The organism is Gymnodinialimonas ulvae, assembly GCF_037543845.1.
In the GTDB taxonomy this organism is placed as follows: Bacteria; Pseudomonadota; Alphaproteobacteria; order Rhodobacterales; family Rhodobacteraceae; genus Gymnodinialimonas; species Gymnodinialimonas ulvae.
Genome location: NZ_JBBIFX010000002.1, coordinates 318,895 through 336,950 on the forward strand (window position 1 = coordinate 318,895; position 18,056 = coordinate 336,950).

The following is an 18,056-nucleotide window of genomic DNA, read 5'->3' on the forward strand; positions in this document are numbered from 1 at the left end:
CAGGCGGTGAAATCGCGATGTTATCGGGTGTCAGCGGCGCAGGTAAGGTTTCCCCGCAGAAGCCGGTTGCGCAGGCAAGGGGAAAGATTCGGATAAAGCGACGCTTAAGGTAAGGGCAGCCTTACCCGTGGCGGATGATTCGAATCGATGGCAGGTTTCGGATCAGCCTGGGAAGGTTTCGTTGAGGATCGACCATGCAGGCAGGAGCGGCGGGATCAGCGCGTTGAGCGACCTGAGCAGCCCGGCGTCTTGCCAGCCGTCGGGCACATCGCGGCTGAGCGTGAAGGCCTTGCGTTTGAGCAGATCGGCATGGGGGTGGTCCGCGTCGAAGGGTTTCGGCACCCGTTTGAGCGGATCGGGGCCCCAGTCGGACAGCGTGGCACCGGATGTGTCCATCGCATCGGTCAGGTCATCGCCATGGCGGTCGATCATGTTGCGGTAGGCGGTGAGGCTGTCCTTTTGCAGATGCATGACGCCAATGCCGAGGATCAAATAATCGGGCGCGCTGCCGAAGAACCATGCAGGCGCTGGAGCGTCGCCGGGTTGCGACCACATCATGTGCAGGTGAGTGTTGTAGGGTGTCTTGTCCCTGGAGAAGCGCACGTCGCGGTGGATGCGGAAGACCTTGGGCTTGTGGGCGCGGCCGGTGTGTTTGGCGAGGTCTTCGGCGAAAAGCTCGGCCAGCAGTACGGCGGGCTTCTTTATCTCGGACGTGTAGGTGGCTTTGTGCGCCTCGTAGAAGTCCTTGGTGTTGTCGGCGCGCAGGTCGGTGAAGAACGCGTTGGCGCGTTGGATCATTTCGGCGAAGCCGTCGGACATGCGAGTTCTCCCTTGATGCAGGGGAAAGGATAGCGGGATTTCGCGCGAAGTCAGTTGGTTGACCTATGGAGCGATGGTTCGAGGCTGCGCAGCCGGGCCATTTCGGCATCTGTGAGCAAAATCAAAAGGCCATCTGCGGTCACCATATGGGGCGGAATCTCGAACGACTCTTGCCCGAGCCCGCCGGTGTCGAGACGCCGGCCGATGACATCGTATCGTTCCGTGCCGCGGGTACAAAACCACGTTTCGAGTGCGTTGATCGTGTAGTGTGGAATGAAGCCCTGCCCACGGTCGCAACGTGCATTCATCACGACGATAGGACCTTCCGCATCGATTGTTCGGTTCTCGAAGCTGGCCGCCGCGTCGTGGGGCAACATAGCGTTGCGGGCCAATGTATCACGCAGATCCATGACGTCGGTGTCACGGGCCATGACCTCCTGCTCCGGGGTCAAACGCAGGAGCCTGATGACAGTCTCACCGCGCACAAATGTGACGGGTTCCCCCGGCAAAAGGGCCGTCAGATCGAAGCGCGCTGCAAAGACTTCGGCGCGTTGATCAGCCGAAGGAGCGAGGGAGCGGCCCAGGCCAAGCAATGCCACCAAAACGATAACCAGTCCAAAAGCGAGGGTCAGGTTTTGAAGGGTTTTGGGGATTGCGGCCTGTGTTTCGTTCAAAAATCAAGGTTTTCCACGCTCAGCGCATTTGCCTGAATGAAGTCGCGGCGCGGTTCCACGACGTCGCCCATAAGCTTGGTGAAGATATCGTCGGCCTCGGCGAGGTCGCCCACCTTCACTTGCAAGAGCGTGCGCGCTTCGGGGTCCAGCGTGGTTTCCCAAAGCTGGTCAGGGTTCATTTCGCCCAGACCCTTGTAGCGCTGCATCTGCTGCCCCTTGGCCCCTTCGTCGAGGATGGCTTGCAGAAGCTCGGTCGGGCCATGGATAAGCTGTTCGCGATCCTTGCGCGCGAGTGTGGACGGCTCGCGGTAGACGGTGCGGGTGTCCTTCGAGACCTCGGACAATTTGCGCGCCTCGCCCGAGCGCAGGACCGCGCCGTCGAGGGTGCGAATTTCTTCGACGCCGCGCAGAACGCGCGACAGGCGGATGCCGTGGTCTTGCGTGATACGCCCGCTCCAGCCGCGTTCGTATTCGACGGCCACGAGGTCGAGGCGCTTGGCGACATCATCGGCCACACCTTGCAGATCGCTGTCTGCTTTGCCGGGGTCGAAGGCGCCTGCGATGGCGGCCTGTTCGACGATGCGGCGGGGGTAATGGGTCGGGAAGGCATCGAGGATGCGCTTGAAGTGGCGCGCACCTTCAACGACGCGGGCCAAATCCTGCCCGGCGATCTCTTCCCCGCCGTGCAGGCGGAGCGAGGCGCCTTCGATGCCTTGGGCGACGAGGTAATCTTCGAACGCAGCCTGATCCTTGAGGTAGACCTCGGATTTGCCACGGCTGACTTTGTAGAGCGGTGGTTGCGCAATATAGAGATAGCCGCCTTCGATCAGTTCGGGCATCTGGCGGAAGAAGAACGTCAGCAGAAGCGTGCGGATATGGGCGCCGTCGACGTCGGCATCGGTCATGATGACGATCTTGTGGTAGCGCAGTTTTTCGATGTTGAATTCATCCCGGCCAATGCCGGTGCCCAGCGCGGTGATGAGTGTGCCGATCTCCTGAGACCCGAGCATCCGGTCAAACCGTGCGCGCTCGACGTTCAGGATCTTACCCTTGAGGGGCAGGATCGCCTGATTGTGGCGTGAGCGCCCTTGCTTGGCAGAGCCTCCGGCGCTGTCCCCCTCGACGAGGAACAATTCGGATTTGGCGGGGTCTTTTTCCTGACAATCGGCGAGTTTGCCGGGCAGCGAGGCGACATCCATCGCCGTCTTGCGCCGGGTGAGTTCGCGTGCCTTGCGGGCGGCTTCGCGGGCGACGGCGGCTTCGATGATCTTGGTGACGATCATGCGGGCCTCGTTGGGGTGCTCTTCGAACCACTCGGAGAGCTTTTCGTTCATCAACCCTTCGACGGCGGGGCGCACTTCGGAGGAGACGAGCTTGTCCTTGGTCTGCGAGCTGAACTTCGGGTCGGGAACCTTCACAGACAGAACGCAGGTCAGCCCCTCGCGCGCATCGTCGCCGGTAAAGGTGACCTTCTCGCGCTTCGCGATGCCCGAGGAATTCGCATAAAGGTTGATCGAGCGGGTCAATGCGCCCCGGAACCCGGCAAGATGCGTGCCGCCATCGCGCTGCGGGATGTTGTTGGTGAAGGGCAGCACCATTTCATTGTAGCTGTCGTTCCACCACATCGCGACTTCAACGCCGATGCCATCCTTTTCGCCTTCGACATAGATCGGCTCTTCGACCATCGGGGTTTTGGAGCGATCGAGATATTTGACGAATTCCTTCACGCCGCCTTCATAGATGAGGTCGGTTTCCAGCGCTTCGGCCGGGCGTTCATCCCGCAGGATGATGCGGACGCCGGAGTTCAGGAACGCCAGTTCCCGCAGGCGATTTTCCAGCGTTTTGAAGGAATATTCGAGGTTCGAGAACGTCTCGGTCGAGGCCATGAAGCGCACTTCGGTGCCGGTCTTGCCGCCCGCATCGCCCACGATTTCCAGTGACTTGGTGGTGAAGCCGCCCTCGAAGCGCGCAATGTGTTCCTTGCCATCGCGCCAAACGCGCAACTCCAACCAATCACTGAGCGCGTTGACGACGGAGACGCCCACGCCGTGCAGACCGCCGGAGACCTTGTAGGAATTGCTGTCGAATTTGCCGCCCGCGTGCAGCTGGGTCATGATGACCTCGGCGGCAGACACGCCTTCTTCCTCGTGGATGCCCACGGGAATGCCACGGCCATTGTCGCTCACGGAGACGGAGCTGTCGGCGTGAATTGTCACGGTCACGGCATCCGCGTGACCCGCAAGCGCCTCGTCGATGCCGTTGTCGACGACCTCGTAGACCATGTGGTGCAGGCCCGAACCGTCATCCGTGTCGCCGATATACATACCAGGGCGCTTGCGAACCGCCTCCAACCCTTTGAGAACCTTGATAGAATCGGCGCCATAGTCTTCCGGCTTTGGGGTTTGCTCTGCCATGTGTTTCTTGTCCCGTATTGTTGCGCAATATATACGCATTTCCGGGGCTATTGTCACGTGCTTGCCACAAGATTTGGGGGACGCTCACGCGCCGCCCACATGGCTTTCGCCGTGCTGATCCGTGACCTCGAAATGCTGCGCCCGGTTGCCCAGATCAGTGAACAATTCCGGCCCCGTACCGGTCATCCAGGCCTGAGCCTCCAATGCAGAGATTTCATCGAACAGGGCGGCGCGGCGGTCGGCATCGAGATGCGCCGCGACCTCGTCCAGAAGCACCAGGGGCGCTGTGCCGGTTTCGGCCTTGAGCGCGCGCGCATTGGCAAGGATCAGCGAGATCAGCAGCGCCTTCTGTTCCCCGGTGGAGCATTGCTTTGCGGCGACGCCCTTGTCGCGGTAGATCGCGGCCATGTCGGCACGGTGCGGGCCCACCAACGTGCGTCCGGCGGCGATATCGCGCGGGCGGCTCTCGGCGAAGGCGGCTTCGAAATCGGCGGCGGTGTGGCAGGGGGTGTCGACCTCCAAGGCGAGATCGGCGGCGGGAAAGGCGGTGGCCGCGCCGTCCTGAGCGCTTGCAATGCGCTGCAACGCCGTCTCGCGCCCTTCAACAATCCGCAGCCCGGCCTCGGCCATCTGCGCCTCCAGCGCGCGGTACCAGGCGGGGTCGCGCGCGTCGTCCTTCAGCAGGCGATTGCGCTCGCGCATCGCCTTTTCATAGGTCAGCACGGCCTCTGCATGATCGGGCAGGAAGCTGAGCGTGATCCGGTCGAGAAACCGCCTGCGCCCCTCCGCCCCTTCCATCCAGAGCCGATCCTGCGACGGAACCAGCCAGACAATCCGCAGAAGCCTGGCCAGCGCCAGCTGCGGCGCGGTCTTGCCGTCGATTTGCGTGACGCGGGCCTGATCGGGTTCGGCGGTGAGCGCGATCTCGTGCCCGACCCCCGGCCCTTCGATCCCGGCGGTCACCTTCCAGCCGATTGCCTCGGGCCGCCGGATGATGTCGTCTGCCGCCGCGCGCCGGAGCCCGCGCCCGGGGCTGAGCAACGACACCGCTTCCATCAGGTTGGTCTTGCCGGCCCCATTGGCCCCAAACAGCGCCACGGGCCGTCCATCAAGGTCAAGGCGCGCGCGTCTGTGCGAGCGAAAATGCGACAGGGTCAGGGACGAAACGAACACCTTGCTCATCGCGCGCCCCTTTCATCTTGCCAGAAAAACCTCCGCCGGAGGCATCCGTCCGCTGTCACACGCGCATCGGCATGACGACATAGATCGCGCTTTCATCATTGCCTTCGCGCATCAAGGTGGGCTCGGCGGGAGACGAGAACATGAAGACGGCGTTTTCACGATCCACCTGGCTGGCGATTTCCAGCAAGTATTTGGCGTTGAAGCCAATTTCGAGCTTTTCGTCGCCATAAGCCACGGCCAGCTCTTCTTCGGCATTGCCCGCATCGGGGGCATTCACCGACAAGACGAGCCGGTCCTCGTCGAGCGCCATTTTCACGGCCCGTGAGCGTTCCGATGACACCGTCGCCACACGATCCACAGCCTTGGCGAAATCGCCCGCGTCGACCTCCATCCGGCGCGTGTTGCCCATCGGGATCACGCGCGTGTAGTCGGGGAAGGTGCCGTCGATGACCTTGGACGTCAGGGTGATGTCGGGCGTGGCAAAGCGGATCTTGGTCTCCGATACCGACACGGCGATCTGCGTGTCATCATCGTCGAGCAATTTGCGCAGCTCGCCCACCGTTTTGCGGGGTACGATCACGCCGGGCATCTCTGCTGCACCATCGGGCAGGTCGGTGTCAATCCGCGCCAGGCGGTGGCCATCGGTGGCCACGGCGCGCAGGGCCTTGCCGTTGTCGCCATCGGCGATGTGGAAATAGACCCCGTTGAGGTAATAACGCGTCTCTTCGGTCGAGATCGCGAATTTGGACTTGTCGAAGAGGCGGCGCAACACCGGTGCGGTCGACGAAAAATTCGCCGCATATTCGGTTGAAGCCATGACCGGAAAATCCTCGCGCGGCAAAGTCGCCAGCTGGAACGAGGACCGGCCCGCTTCGATGGTCAAACGGCCCGCAGCACTGTCTTCGGTCAGGTTGACCAACGCACCATCGGGCAGTTTGCGGACAATTTCGTGGAAAGTCACGGCCGAGACAGTCGTGGCCCCGGCGCGCTCGACCTGAGCGGGGGCCTTGTCGACGACTTCGATGTCGAGATCGGTGGCCCGGAAAGACACGGTATCGCCTTCGGCTTCGATCAGGACGTTGGCGAGGATCGGAATGGTGTTCCGCCGCTCCACAACCGATTGCGCCTGAGAGACGGCGCGCAGAAGGGTGGCGCGTTCGATGGAAAGCTTCATGTCCCTGGCTCCGACAGATGGCGGGGCCGCGAGACTGACCCGGACCCCATCCTTAAGCAAGTTGTTTTACGAAGGTTTGGTCGGGGGTCGCCGTATGGTCAACCCCCGGAACGCCTCAGGCTTCCAACATGCGGCGCAGAAGTTCCGCATCTTCGGCGATCTGGCTGTCGATCTGCATCAGCTCTTCGATCTTGCGCACGCCGTAGAGGATCGTGGTGTGATCGCGTCCGCCGAATTTCTTGCCGATCTCGGGCAGAGAGCGCGTGGTCAGCTTCTTGCACAGATACATCGCCATCTGCCGGGGCCGCGCGATGGCGCGTTGGCGGTTCTGGCTGATGATGTCGACCTGGCGGATCTTGTAGTAATCGCAGGTCTTTTTCAGGATCTCGTCCATCGTGACCTTGCGGTCGGAGGCGCGGAGAATATCGGCGAGGTTGTCGCGGGCGAAATCCTCGGAAACTTCGCGACCGACGAGGTCGCCGGTGGCATAGAGCCGGTTCAGCGCGCCTTCGAGTTCGCGGATGTTGGACGCGATCTTGCGCGCAAGGAATTCAAGCACGCCATCGGCGAACCGGACATGCGGGTATTTCTGAGCCAGAATGCTGGCCTTGTGCTGCAGCACGCTCAGGCGCAGCTCGTAATCTGTCGGGTGAATATCGACGACGAGGCCACTTTGCAGGCGCGAGGCGATGCGGCCGTCGAGCTCTTCCATATCCACGGGAGCGCGGTCGCCGGAGATGACGATTTGCTTGCCCATTTCCACGAGGGCATTGAACGTGTGAAAGAATTCCTGCTGGGTCGAGCGTTTGCCGGCGATGAATTGCACGTCATCGACCATCAAGATGTCCACGTTGCGGAAGGTTTCCTTGAAGTCGAACGTGTTGTGCTCCCGCAGGGCGCGCACAAAGAGGTGCATGAACTGCTCCGCCGACAGGTAGAGAACCTGCGCATTCGGGAAACGCGCCTGCAGATCCCAGGCGATCGCGTGCATCAGATGCGTTTTACCAAGGCCGACGCCGCCATAAAGGAACAGCGGGTTGAAGGTCACGTCCAGCGTCTCGGCTACACGGCGCGCGGCGGCATGGGCCAGCTCGTTCGGCTTGCCGACGACGAAATTGGAGAAGGTCAGGTTCGGGTTCAGCTTTGTGCCGGGCAGATCGACGTTGGCTTTGGCCGCAACATGAGCAACAGGCGCAGGGGCAGGTGCGAGGGCTGCGGGCTGCGGCGTCGGGGCCACGGAATCAGGGGTTGGCGCATGGGTCCGGGCGGGTGCATAGACCTCGGCCGGGGCGGCTTCTGCGATGGCGGGCTCGGGTTGCGGTGCGGGCGCGGCTGGTTGCGGTGCGGGTGCGGCTTTGGCCTGTGCATTGACGGCGAAATCCACGCGATCCGCGCCAACGCCATGCGCTCCCAGGTGGCGGAGAATCAAAGCTCCGAAGTTGTTGGACACCCACGATCCGATGAAGCTGGTCGGTACATGAAAATGCGCCGTGCGTTCTTCGATGCGATCAAAGGTAATCGGCTCGATCCAAGCAGAAAAGTTGTTCTTGCCAACCACCTGCAGCAACTCTTGACGTACCATGCCCCATGTTTCGTTCGTCATTCCCTCGATCCGTCCTTCTTTTGATGCCGGGTGTCTGACCGCACCCGATGTTTATCCACATGTCGCCGCCATGTGCGCCGCTAAAAAACGCACACAGCATCCGTTCCGTTGGAAACCCAACGAATGCTGTGGTGTTCGCGCTTTCTTGCACGAGGGTGAATGATTGCGGCACAAGCCGGGGCCACATCAGACAACCCGTTGCGGGTTTTCGACATCGTCCCTTTACGCCCAATTCGAAACGCCAACCCTGTCCGGCCGGAGCGGTGAAGATGCTGTCCGTCATCCTATCCGCTTTTGTTTCGATCCGGGGCGTGGTGCCCCTCATCCGCCCCCCAAGGCATCTGACTCGCTTGGAGAACGTATCGGGAGTCGCGCGCGCCTCGCAACATCTCTTCGTGCTTGACTCCGAACCTTTCGAACACCGAATCCTTTGGGCCGGATTAGACCGTTGTCTGCGCTGCGATTTTTCAAATGAAAAAAGGCGCCCCTGTGGCGGAGCGCCTTCAAAACAAGGGCCATTCGCTGGCGATTAAGCGCCCATCGCCTTCACGCGAGAGGCCAGACGCGACATTTTGCGCGCGGCGGTGTTCTTGTGCAACACACCCTTGGTGACGCCGCGCATCAATTCGGGCTGCGCCGTTTTCAGCGCCTCTGCGGCGACGGCCTGATCGCCACCGGCGATGGCTTCCTCGACACGGCGGAGGTGGGTACGGATGCGCGAACGGCGGGCTTTGTTGACGGCGAAGCGGCGCTCGTTCTGACGGGCGCGTTTCTTTGCCTGGGGCGAATTTGCCATGATGTGTGATCCTTCATCGGAACAGTTGCAACGGTATACGCGCGGGAGGGTCCCGACCCCGGGTTCACTACCGGGCGACTCTGGCCTGAAGCGGGCCTCTCACGCATGTCTGGCGCGGCGTTTAAGGCAAAGCGCGCGCTCTGCCAACCCCTAGATGCGCCGAATCTACTTGTCGCGGAACTGCGGCTCGCGCTTGTCGACGAAGGCGCTCATGCCTTCGGACTGGTCCTCGGTCGCGAAAAGCGAATGGAACAGGCGCCGCTCGAACAACAGACCTTCGGACAGGCCAACTTCTTCGGCCCGGTTAACGGCCTCCTTGGCGGACATCGCGGCGATCATGGATTTCTCGGTGATCTTCGTGGCGGCGCCCATGGCTTCTTCCATCAGCTTCTTGGGCGCGACCACGCGGCTGACCAGCCCGGACCGTTCGGCTTCCTCGGCGGCCATGAAGCGCCCGGTCAGGTGCATGTCCATGGATTTGGACTTGCCCACCAGCCGCGTCAGGCGCTGCGTGCCGCCCATGCCCGCGATGACGCCAAGGTTGATTTCGGGTTGGCCGAATTTGGCATTCTCGGCGGCGATGATGAAATCGCAGGCCATGGCCAGTTCGCAGCCACCGCCGAGCGCATAGCCGGCCACAGCGGCGATGATCGGCTTGCGGATGCGCTCGATGCTTTCGGCGGCCTCGGCAAACAGGTTCTCGTACACGACCTCGGTGTAGGACTTCTCGGCCATCTCGGTGACGTCAGCCCCGGCGGCGAATGCCTTTTCGGACCCGGTGATGACGATGCAGCGCACCTTGTCGTTGGCATCCGCGCTGGCAAGCGCCTTGCCCAATTCGCCCAGAAGCTGCGTGTTCAGCGCGTTCAGGGCATCGGGGCGGTTCAATTTGATGAGGCAGATATGATCTTCGACGTCGACGATCAGGGTCTCATAGGCCATGGGTCGGTGCTCGGGCGCTGTTGAAACGAACCATGAGGCTTAGCACTGCTTTCGCCGGGTTCAACCTATCTTTGGCAGGCCGCACAGTAGAAGCTGGAGCGTCCGGATTGGACCTTTCGAAGGATTTTCCGAGTGCATCCGGGGGTTTGGCAGGAGTCACCTTCGCGTCCGTAGACGAAAAAGGTGTGTTGAAAATATCCCAGTTCGCCGTTTGCTTGCCGATGGTCCCGCAAAGAGGAGCCGCCGGCGTCGATGGCTTCGGCCAATACGTCGCGTATGATAGGCACGAGGGAAGCGACTCGGGGCGCGGAAATCCGACCCGCGTGACGCAGCGGAGAGATCCCTGCCCGAAACAGAGCTTCGCAGACGTAAATATTACCAAGCCCCGCCACGACGCGTTGATCCAGAAGGACGGATTTCACCGGGCTGCGTTTGCCCGCGAAGGCCGCAATCAGATGCGCTTCGTTGAAGTCATTGCCGAACGGTTCGGGGCCAAGGTCACGGATCAGCCGATGCTGATCCTGTTGCGCCGTGTCCATAAGGTCCATCGCGCCGAACCGCCGGGCGTCGTTGAAGGTGATGCGGGCGCCATTGTCAGTGTCGAGGACGACGTGGTCGTGTTTCGCGGGCATGGGGTGCTTGTGGTGAAACTGTCCAAGTGGATCGCCCGAGATGGTCATCCGGCCCGACATGCCGAGATGGATCAGCAGGGTTTCCGAAGTATCGAGGTCAGCGAGGATGTATTTCGACCGGCGTCGCAAGGTGGTGACCGTCGCCCCGGTCAGCCGTTCGGCCATGCGGTCGGGGAAAGGCCAGCGCAGGTCGGGCCGATTCACCGCCGCCTTGGTGATGCGCGCACCCTCAAGCGCGGGCACCAACCCGCGCCTGACGGTTTCAACTTCCGGTAACTCGGGCATCGCGGTTTTGCTCCTGCCGTTTGGCCAGCATGTGGCGCAACTCAGCCGCGCCTTCAACCGTCTTGAGCCCTTTGGCATAAGCGCCGGCATCAGAAGCGAGGCGGTTGGAATGGACGTGGTGGTCTTTGGGGTCGCGCTGCGGGCAAGCCAGAGACGCCTTGTCGCCCCGACTTCGACGACGGGGATCACCCTTTTGCCCATCCTTCATCCCGCCCTGCGTCAAATCAGAATTTGTCTAACAGCAACCAAAGGATTACCTCCCGAAGCGACAGCAGCGAGGCGACGCCATGACGGACGACAGCAAAACCACCCATTTTGGCTTCCAGGACGTGGCCGAGGATCAGAAGGCCGGGATGGTCCATGGGGTGTTTACCAATGTGGCCTCGAAATACGACGTGATGAACGACGTGATGAGTGTCGGCATCCACCGCGTCTGGAAGGATGCGATGATGGATTGGCTGGCGCCGCGCGACGGGCAACGGCTTTTGGATGTGGCGGGGGGTACGGGCGATATTTCGTTCCGCTTCCTCAAGCGCGCGCCGGGGGCCCACGCGACGGTTTTCGACATGACGCAAAGCATGCTCGACGAAGGCGAAAAGCGCGCCGAAGCCGAGGCAATGGCCGACAAGCTGGATTGGGTGTGCGGCGATGCGATGGCGTTGCCGTTCGCGGACAACAGTTTCGACGTATATACAATCAGCTTTGGCATCCGAAACGTGGTGCGCATCAACGAAGCCCTGTCAGAGGCGTTCCGGGTGTTGAAGCCCGGCGGGCGGTTGATGGTGTTGGAATTTTCGCAGCTTCCCAATGATGGCATGCAGAAGCTGTACGATTTGTATTCGTTCAACGTGATCCCGCGCATGGGGCAGGTGATCGCGGGAGATCGGGACAGTTATCAATATCTGGTCGAGTCGATCCGGCAATTCCCGGATCAGAAAAGCTTTGCTGCCATGATAGGCGCGGCCGGGTTTGAGCAGGTGAAGTACCGCAACCTGTCGATGGGCATTGCGGCGCTGCATTCGGGGTGGAAGCTCTAGGTGCGTGGACCTCACAACATCTGGCGGTTGGCGCGCACGGGCGCCACGTTTGAGCGCACCGGCGCGATGGGCGCTGTGCTTGAGGCGATGGAGGCCCCGCGTGCCATCCGCGTCGCGGCGCGGGTGCTCGGCTGGCCGTTGAAATGGCTTGGTCTGCGCGGCGATCCGACAATGCCGCCGGTGCCGCGTGCGCTTCAGGCGCTGGGGCCCGCTTACATCAAATTCGGTCAGATCCTGTCGACGCGCCCGGATGTGGTCGGGCCGGATATGGCGCTGGAATTGCAGGTCTTGCAGGACAAGTTGCCGCCCTTCGCCATGGAAGAGGCTCGCCGGGTTGTGGCCGAGGAACTTGGGTGCCCGCTTGAAGAGGTGTTCAGCGCCTTTTCGGAACCGGTCGCTGCCGCCTCCATCGCGCAGGTGCATCGCGCGACGCTCCTCGATACGGGGCGCGACGTGGCGGTCAAGATCCTGAGGCCGGGCATCGAGCGCGCGTTCCGCAAGGACGTGGATGCGTTTCACCTTATGGCGACGCTGATCGAGACGTTGTCGCCGTCGTCGCGGCGGTTGCGGCCCCGCGACGTGATCGACCATTTCGAAGGCGTCGTGTTGCAGGAGTTGGACCTGCGCATCGAAGCCTCCGCCGCCGGTGAGTTTTACGCCAACACCAAGGATGACGACGGCTTTGTGGTGCCGCAGGTCGAATGGGGGCGGTCGTCGCGCCGGATGATGGTTCTGGGTTGGGCCGAGGGCCTGCCGTTGAGCGATTTGAGCGCGATTGATGCCGCGGGGCATGACAAGGTGCGGATCGCGCGGGATGCTTTGCAGATGTTCCTGCGCCACGCCCTGCGCGACGGGTATTTCCACGCGGACATGCATCAGGGCAACCTGAAGGTGGCGCCCAATGGGGACCTGATTGCGCTGGATTTCGGGATCATGGGGCGGCTCGATGAATACACGCGCCGGGTCTATGCGGAGATCCTGATGGGGTTCATTCGCAAAGATTATCGGCGGGTGGCAGAAGTGCATTTCGAGGCCGGCTACGTGCCCCCCGACCGCGACATCGACGAATTCGCGCAGGCGTTGCGATCTGTGGGCGAGCCGATTTTCGACATGGAAGCCAGCAAGATTTCCATGGGCCGGCTTTTGGCATTTCTGTTCGAAGTGACCGAACGGTTTGGCATGGAAACGCGAACCGAGTTGATCCTGTTGCAGCGCACCATGGTCGTTGTGGAGGGTGTGGGGCGGTCGCTTGATCCGGATCTGAACATCTGGGCCGCCGCGCGTCCGGTGGTCGAGGAGTACATCACCCGCAATCTTGGCCCGCAAGCGGTGGCGCGCGACCTTTGGCGCACGGCGGTTGTGTTGTCCCGGTTCGGGCCACGGCTTCCGCAATTGGCCGAAGCCGCGCTGATCGCGCAATCGCATACAGAACGGCCCAAGCGAGAGAACCGTTGGCCCGAACGCGTGCTTCTGGGCGGTGGTGGCCTGGCGCTCGGGCTTGTTGTCGCGCTGCTTTGGGCGACGCTGTGATCAACCGGACCGGCGCAGGCCCTGCACCGCTTCGGACGGAATGCTGACGCCGTTCTGCATCGTGACCCAAACCTCGCCATTGAGTGTCTGCGCCTCAATGATTTCATTGAAGATGTAGGCGTTGGTTTCTTCGAGGACCTCCTGATCACGCCAGCTCTGGGCCGACAGGGTATAGGTGCCGGGCGGCAAGGGTTGGCCGGAATTATCGAGCCCGGTCCATTCGAACGGTTCGTCGCCCAGAACAGCGGGCGTGTTGGCGACCACATTGCCGTTCTGGTCGCGCACAATCAGCTCCGCCCGGTCGGCCAGAGGTGAGGGCGAGATCTGAACGGTCGTGGGTTGTCCGGAAAAATTAACCGGCATCTCGGCCCGCGCTTCCATACCGATCCAGCCGGACAATTGCCCCATGTTCATGGCGGTGAATGCCCCCTGCAATTCGCGGAGGAGGTCGTTTGTCTGCACCTGCTGCTCGACGCCGGAAAAGGTCGCGAGTTGCGCGGTGTATTCGGTGGAATCGGCCGGGTTCAAAGGGTCCTGATTGCGCATTTGCGTGGTGAGCAATTGCAAGAACATGTCGAAATCCGACGTGATCGCAGAGGCGGTGTCCTCCGTGTCGGAGGTGGCATTGGCCGCCGCCGCGGCATTGGAGGGAAGAGCAGAGAGAATATCCATGGCGTGTTCCTATAGTCGAAGATCGAGCGTCCCGGAGCCATTGGCAGGACGTGTGTGGGGGGCGGGGGACGGGGCGTCCGTCGGCGCGTTCGGGTCGGTTTCCGAACGTTCGGACTGGTTTTGTTCACCGGATTGACCCTCTGCACCGTCTTGTGAGATGCGCACAGAAGGCGCATCGACCCCGGCGTCGGAAAATTCCTGAGCAAGCAGGTCAAGGTGACGGCGCATCAGTTCGGCGGTTTCGGGTCGTTCCGCGTGGATCGTTAGCGTCAAGACGCCGGCAAGCTCGGCCATGTGCAGGCGCACACGCCCCAGTTCAGGTGGATCAAGGGCGAGTTCAAGCGGTTGCCCGGGATCGGCGCGGTCCTGCAGCGCGGCAGCAATCTGCTGCGCCACAAGCGCCGGCGCGTTCGGCGGCGCCTGGAAGGCCGTCGGCACAGGACCCGAGAGTGTTGCGGACGGGGCGTGTGCCGCGGTCTGCAGCGTGACGAGCGGTTCGATCCCGGCATCAAAATCGGTTCCGGTGGACGGTGTTGCAGTCGTTGTTCCGGCCGTGGTTTGCGCGGCGAAAACGAGGGCGGGCGTTGCGGTTGGACGGGACGCGTATTGTATCGGCTGTTCGACGACGAAGCGTTCGGCGCGGTCAGGTCGTCCGATGGGCCTGTCGGTGAGCGGCGCGCCGTTGGTGTCGGGCGCGTCCGACGGGACGTGGTAAGAAGCGTCCGGGGCTTTGGACGCAGAAGCAGGTGCCGCGATTGCTGTGTTCGGCGCGGGGGCGTTCGACGGTTCAGCTGTCGGACGCGCGGCATTGGCGGTGTTGGCCGGAGAGGATTCCGTTTCCGACTGTGCCGACCCGGTTGCAAGGAGTGACCCGGTGATGGGATGAGATAATGGGTTTTGCAGCGCCGGGTTCGCCTTTGGGTGCGTTTGGCCGGCCAAGGTTTCATGCGGTGAAGCCGTTAGACTTGCGCGATCCGTCGACATCGCGGCCTGTGCGATGGGTGCGGAATTCGGCACAGAGGGGTCGGTCCGAGGCGCTTCGTTTTGCATTCCGGGCGCAGGCATCGCCACCCCTGATAACGGAGGGGACGCAACCATCCGGCCAGCCAGTTGTGCAGGGTTGCGGACTTTCTGCAGCGCGTTGTCGGCGACGGTCGAAGCGGATCCAGCTGTTGACGGAGAATTCTGACCGAGCGGGCCGGTAATGTGGCCGATTGTGGCGGATTTTTCGACCACCCCATTGTTCGTCGCCGCGAGATCGGAAAGCGTTTGGCCTGAGATGTCGCGCGCGGCGGCCGGATCCGGCCCCGTTGACAGGCGGCTGGACAATGCTGCGGCCTGCAAGGCGGCGACGGAACTTGCATTGCCAGGGAGGCCCTGCTGCAGAACTGGGCCAGTTTTCGGGGTTGAAAGGGCCTGTACAGCTTCGCCTGTCATTTGACCCAACAGGGATTCAGCGTTGCGCAAAGGTGTTGCGGTTGGACCAATATGGTCAACGCCAAGCGACGCGAGGTCCGATGTCGTATTTGGACCGGCAGGAACGGCGGGCGCGGTATCGAAGGACGGCACAGTGATCGCGGCGTCCGTGCCGGCGATGCGTGCGCCTTCTTCGAACACACGACCGAATGGCGGCAGGAGTGGATCCAGCCCCTCCTCCGGCGTGCGCTGCGTTTTCATATGGCCACGGCCCATCGAAAGAAGGCCCTGAAACAGATCATCCATTCTGGGCGTCCGTCTGATTTCGGTTGGCCCATGGCTAGCGTGTGAACTCTTACGATTTCTTTACGCCCGTCTGCCAAGTTCCGGAAAAATCCCTCGAATGCGAGAGAAACCCATGCCGACGGACATCATTACAGGCGCAACCGGATCCATCGGTTCGGTGCGCACCCCTGCTAATCACGAGGCCTTGCGCGAGGTCGCACAAGACCTGGAGGCTGCCTTCTTGGCGGAAATGTTGAAACACGCGGGCTTTGGCGAGAGCCGTGAGAGTTTCGGTGGCGGCATCGGGGAGGAGCAGATGACCTCCTTGCTGCGCGGCGAACATGCCAACGCATTGGCCGCGCAAGGTGGCATCGGATTGGCCGAATCCATCTTTCAATCGCTCTTGCGCCAGGCGGAGGCGGAGCAATGATCGGGCAGCGAAAGAGAGCGATCGACGTTGTGGATGAGCTCCTGAAGGCTCAGAAAGCGGCACTCTTGAGTGGGGATCTTGCCGCGCTCGGGCGCATTGTGGCTCCGCTGGAACGTGCGTTGCAACGGTTGCAAACGGATCGAACCGCTCCTGTTGACTTGGCACGGGTTCAAGCTGTTGCGCAGCGAAATGCGACGTTGTTGCAAGCGGCCCAGAGCGGCATGGCGACTGCGCGGGGACAGATAGCTACGCGGGCTCCGAGTGGCTTGAGTACCTATGACGCGCAAGGCCAAAGCCACATGACGACGCCGGGGGCGTCGCGGCTGTTGGCGCGCCGATAAGCACATGTTTTGCTTCAAATCCAAGGTATTGAAGGCGTGCATGTTAGGCCCCTGTTCATCTATTCCGATGCACATCTTTCCCGCACCTCAAGCGGTGGCGTAGGCCGAAACACCCCGGCCCGCACTCGTCAGAATGACGGCTCATTGGGCGCCCGGAACTGAGGCGTCGCCTGTAATCCGACGTGGAAAACCACGCCGAGGAACAAATAGGAAAGGGACACCATGTCCAGCATTCTGACGAACACAAGCGCTATGGTCGCGCTGCAAACCCTGAAATCAGTCAACTCGAACCTGCAACAGACCACGTCCGAGATTTCGACGGGTAAATCGGTTGCCTCCGCCAAAGACAATTCCGCTGTCTGGGCGATTTCGAAGGTGATGGAATCCGATGTGAAGGGCTTCAAGGGCATTCAGGAGAGCCTGAGCCTCGGGGAATCCACGGTTGCCGTTGCGCGGAACGCGTCTGAAACAGTCACCGACCTGTTGACCGACATCAAAGGCAAGATCGTTGCCGCGCAAGAAGAGAACGTGGATCGCGATAAGATCCAGACAGACATCGCTGCGCTGCGCGAGCAGATTGGCGCCGTTGTCGGGGCCGCACAGTTCAATGGCCTAAACCTTGTCAAAGGCACAGAGGATGTGAACATCCTTGCGTCGCTTGACCGGTCCGGTTCGGGCAATGTCAGCGCAACGAACATCACCGTGAACCGCCAGGATCTCGGGACGGGTTCCGGTACCAACGGTGTCGGCACTGGTAACGACCTGTCTTCTCAAATCGTGGGTGACAGCGGTGGCGGTGTGGCGTTTGCTGGGTCGAACCTGACCAATACCGGCGCAAGCGCGACGATCTCATTCGCGGGTGCCACGGGTTGGGATGATACCGAATCGACCTCCATCACGGTTGGCAATCAGACGGTTACCTTCACTTCGACTGCTGACGATACGTCCAACACGATTGCGCGCGACGATCTCCTGGGCCGGTTGCAGGCTCTTGACCTTGACGATGTGAGCTTTGCTTCCAACGGGACAGACGAGATTGTGGTCACGTCGACCCGTGCGTTTGAAAGCCTTGATATCTCCATGGCCGACAGCACGGCTGGCGGTGGCGGCAACTCCTTCATCAGCGCCATCAACGGTGGCGCCGTTGTGGGCACGGCAACCGAAACCGGTACGATCGATCAACGCGCGGAAGAGGTCTTCTTCTCGACCGGAGCCGCTCCGCGTGAGGGAAATTCTTATCAGGCCTCCATCGGTGGAACGGCGTATTTCTATACAGCCGGTTCCGGTGAGACCATGGAGGACGTAGCCCGTGGCCTAAAGACTGCGATCGACTCTGCCGGCATTGAAGGCGTCTCGACCCAGGTTGCCATCGATGACACGACCGGCGAGGTAAGCCTCAAAGTCGATAACGACTCGGCTGCGACCCTTGCGTTCGCGACAGCCGCCGCAGATGGCGGTGAGGCATCTGGTGGTCTCTTTGGTCTGGATGCAATCGATGTGACGACCAACGATGGGGCTGACGCAGCGCTCGACAATGTCGAAACGTTGATCCAGAACTCGATCGACGCGGCAGCGCAATTTGGTTCGGCGCAAGGCCGGATCGAAACGCAGTCGGACTTCATTGGCAGCCTTGTCGACTCGCTGAAATCCGGGATCGGCACCCTTGTCGACGCCGACATGGAAGCAGCATCGGCGCGGTTGCAAGCCCTGCAGGTCCAGCAGCAGTTGGCGACCCAGTCGTTGTCGATCGCCAACCAGGCTCCGCAGAACATCCTGTCGTTGTTCCGGTAATCACACTTTGACCGGGGCGCCTTTCGACGCGCC

16 protein-coding genes are annotated in these 18,056 nt (G+C 61.7%); 4 read left to right on the forward strand and 12 right to left on the reverse strand.

Annotated features, from left to right (window positions below; translation table 11 throughout):
- Positions 1-162: 162 nt before the first annotated feature.
- From V8J83_RS11370 to V8J83_RS11415, 10 genes are all read right to left on the reverse strand, one after another.
- Complete coding sequence (locus tag V8J83_RS11370) at positions 163-819, reverse strand: DUF2461 domain-containing protein (protein ID WP_339986428.1); 657 nt, start codon at positions 817-819, stop codon at positions 163-165.
- 50 nt (positions 820-869) lie between these two features.
- Positions 870-1,250, reverse strand: coding sequence for a hypothetical protein (locus tag V8J83_RS11375; protein WP_339986430.1), 381 nt, complete (start codon positions 1,248-1,250; stop codon positions 870-872).
- Between the two features lie 239 nt (positions 1,251-1,489).
- Entirely contained in the window at positions 1,490-3,907 is a 2,418-nt protein-coding gene (gene gyrB, locus V8J83_RS11380) for a DNA topoisomerase (ATP-hydrolyzing) subunit B (RefSeq protein WP_339986431.1), read from the reverse strand.
- 84 nt (positions 3,908-3,991) lie between these two features.
- Complete coding sequence (recF, locus tag V8J83_RS11385; protein ID WP_339986432.1) at positions 3,992-5,089, reverse strand: DNA replication/repair protein RecF; 1,098 nt, start codon at positions 5,087-5,089, stop codon at positions 3,992-3,994.
- 55 nt (positions 5,090-5,144) lie between these two features.
- Positions 5,145-6,263: a DNA polymerase III subunit beta gene (gene dnaN, locus V8J83_RS11390; protein WP_339986434.1), complete on the reverse strand. Its 1,119-nt coding sequence runs from the start codon at positions 6,261-6,263 to the stop codon at positions 5,145-5,147.
- A gap of 115 nt (positions 6,264-6,378) precedes the next feature.
- A complete protein-coding gene (gene dnaA, locus V8J83_RS11395) occupies positions 6,379-7,866 on the reverse strand; it encodes a chromosomal replication initiator protein DnaA (protein ID WP_339986435.1) in 1,488 nt (495 codons plus the stop codon).
- A 529-nt stretch (positions 7,867-8,395) separates the two neighbouring features.
- A complete protein-coding gene (gene rpsT / locus V8J83_RS11400; protein WP_339986436.1) occupies positions 8,396-8,662 on the reverse strand; it encodes a 30S ribosomal protein S20 in 267 nt (88 codons plus the stop codon).
- 165 nt (positions 8,663-8,827) lie between these two features.
- Complete coding sequence (locus V8J83_RS11405; protein ID WP_339986437.1) at positions 8,828-9,604, reverse strand: enoyl-CoA hydratase; 777 nt, start codon at positions 9,602-9,604, stop codon at positions 8,828-8,830.
- A 65-nt stretch (positions 9,605-9,669) separates the two neighbouring features.
- The gene (gene mutM / locus V8J83_RS11410) at positions 9,670-10,521 is read right to left on the reverse strand and encodes a bifunctional DNA-formamidopyrimidine glycosylase/DNA-(apurinic or apyrimidinic site) lyase (RefSeq protein WP_339986438.1); all 852 of its coding nucleotides are present in this window, start codon (positions 10,519-10,521) and stop codon (positions 9,670-9,672) included.
- Positions 10,499-10,729, reverse strand: a complete 231-nt coding sequence (locus V8J83_RS11415; protein ID WP_339986440.1) for a hypothetical protein — start codon at positions 10,727-10,729, stop codon at positions 10,499-10,501. Before V8J83_RS11415 ends, mutM begins: the two co-directional genes overlap by 23 nt.
- 79 nt (positions 10,730-10,808) lie before the next feature.
- Here V8J83_RS11415 and ubiE point away from each other — a divergent pair, with 79 nt between their 5' ends.
- Both ubiE and ubiB read left to right on the forward strand, forming a co-directional pair.
- Positions 10,809-11,558 (forward strand): bifunctional demethylmenaquinone methyltransferase/2-methoxy-6-polyprenyl-1,4-benzoquinol methylase UbiE, encoded by a 750-nt coding sequence (gene ubiE, locus V8J83_RS11420; protein WP_339986441.1) that lies wholly within the window; start codon positions 10,809-10,811, stop codon positions 11,556-11,558.
- The gene (ubiB, locus tag V8J83_RS11425) at positions 11,559-13,088 is read left to right on the forward strand and encodes a 2-polyprenylphenol 6-hydroxylase (protein WP_339986442.1); all 1,530 of its coding nucleotides are present in this window, start codon (positions 11,559-11,561) and stop codon (positions 13,086-13,088) included.
- Here the strand turns inward: ubiB and V8J83_RS11430 are convergent, their stop codons facing one another.
- Both V8J83_RS11430 and V8J83_RS11435 read right to left on the reverse strand, forming a co-directional pair.
- On the reverse strand, positions 13,089-13,760 hold the full coding sequence (locus V8J83_RS11430) for a flagellar hook capping FlgD N-terminal domain-containing protein (RefSeq protein ID WP_339986443.1): 672 nt from the start codon (positions 13,758-13,760) through the stop codon (positions 13,089-13,091).
- Between the two features lie 9 nt (positions 13,761-13,769).
- Positions 13,770-15,482 carry a flagellar hook-length control protein FliK gene (locus V8J83_RS11435; protein ID WP_339986444.1) on the reverse strand — a complete coding sequence of 571 codons (1,713 nt, stop codon included), beginning with the start codon at positions 15,480-15,482 and terminating at the stop codon, positions 13,770-13,772.
- Positions 15,483-15,594: 112 nt separating this feature from the next.
- Between V8J83_RS11435 and V8J83_RS11440 the strand changes: the two genes are divergently transcribed.
- Positions 15,595-15,891: a rod-binding protein gene (locus V8J83_RS11440; RefSeq protein ID WP_339986445.1), complete on the forward strand. Its 297-nt coding sequence runs from the start codon at positions 15,595-15,597 to the stop codon at positions 15,889-15,891.
- 563 nt (positions 15,892-16,454) lie between these two features.
- Positions 16,455-18,023 carry a flagellin N-terminal helical domain-containing protein gene (locus V8J83_RS11445; RefSeq protein ID WP_339986446.1) on the forward strand — a complete coding sequence of 523 codons (1,569 nt, stop codon included), beginning with the start codon at positions 16,455-16,457 and terminating at the stop codon, positions 18,021-18,023.
- Positions 18,024-18,056: the final 33 nt, after the last annotated feature.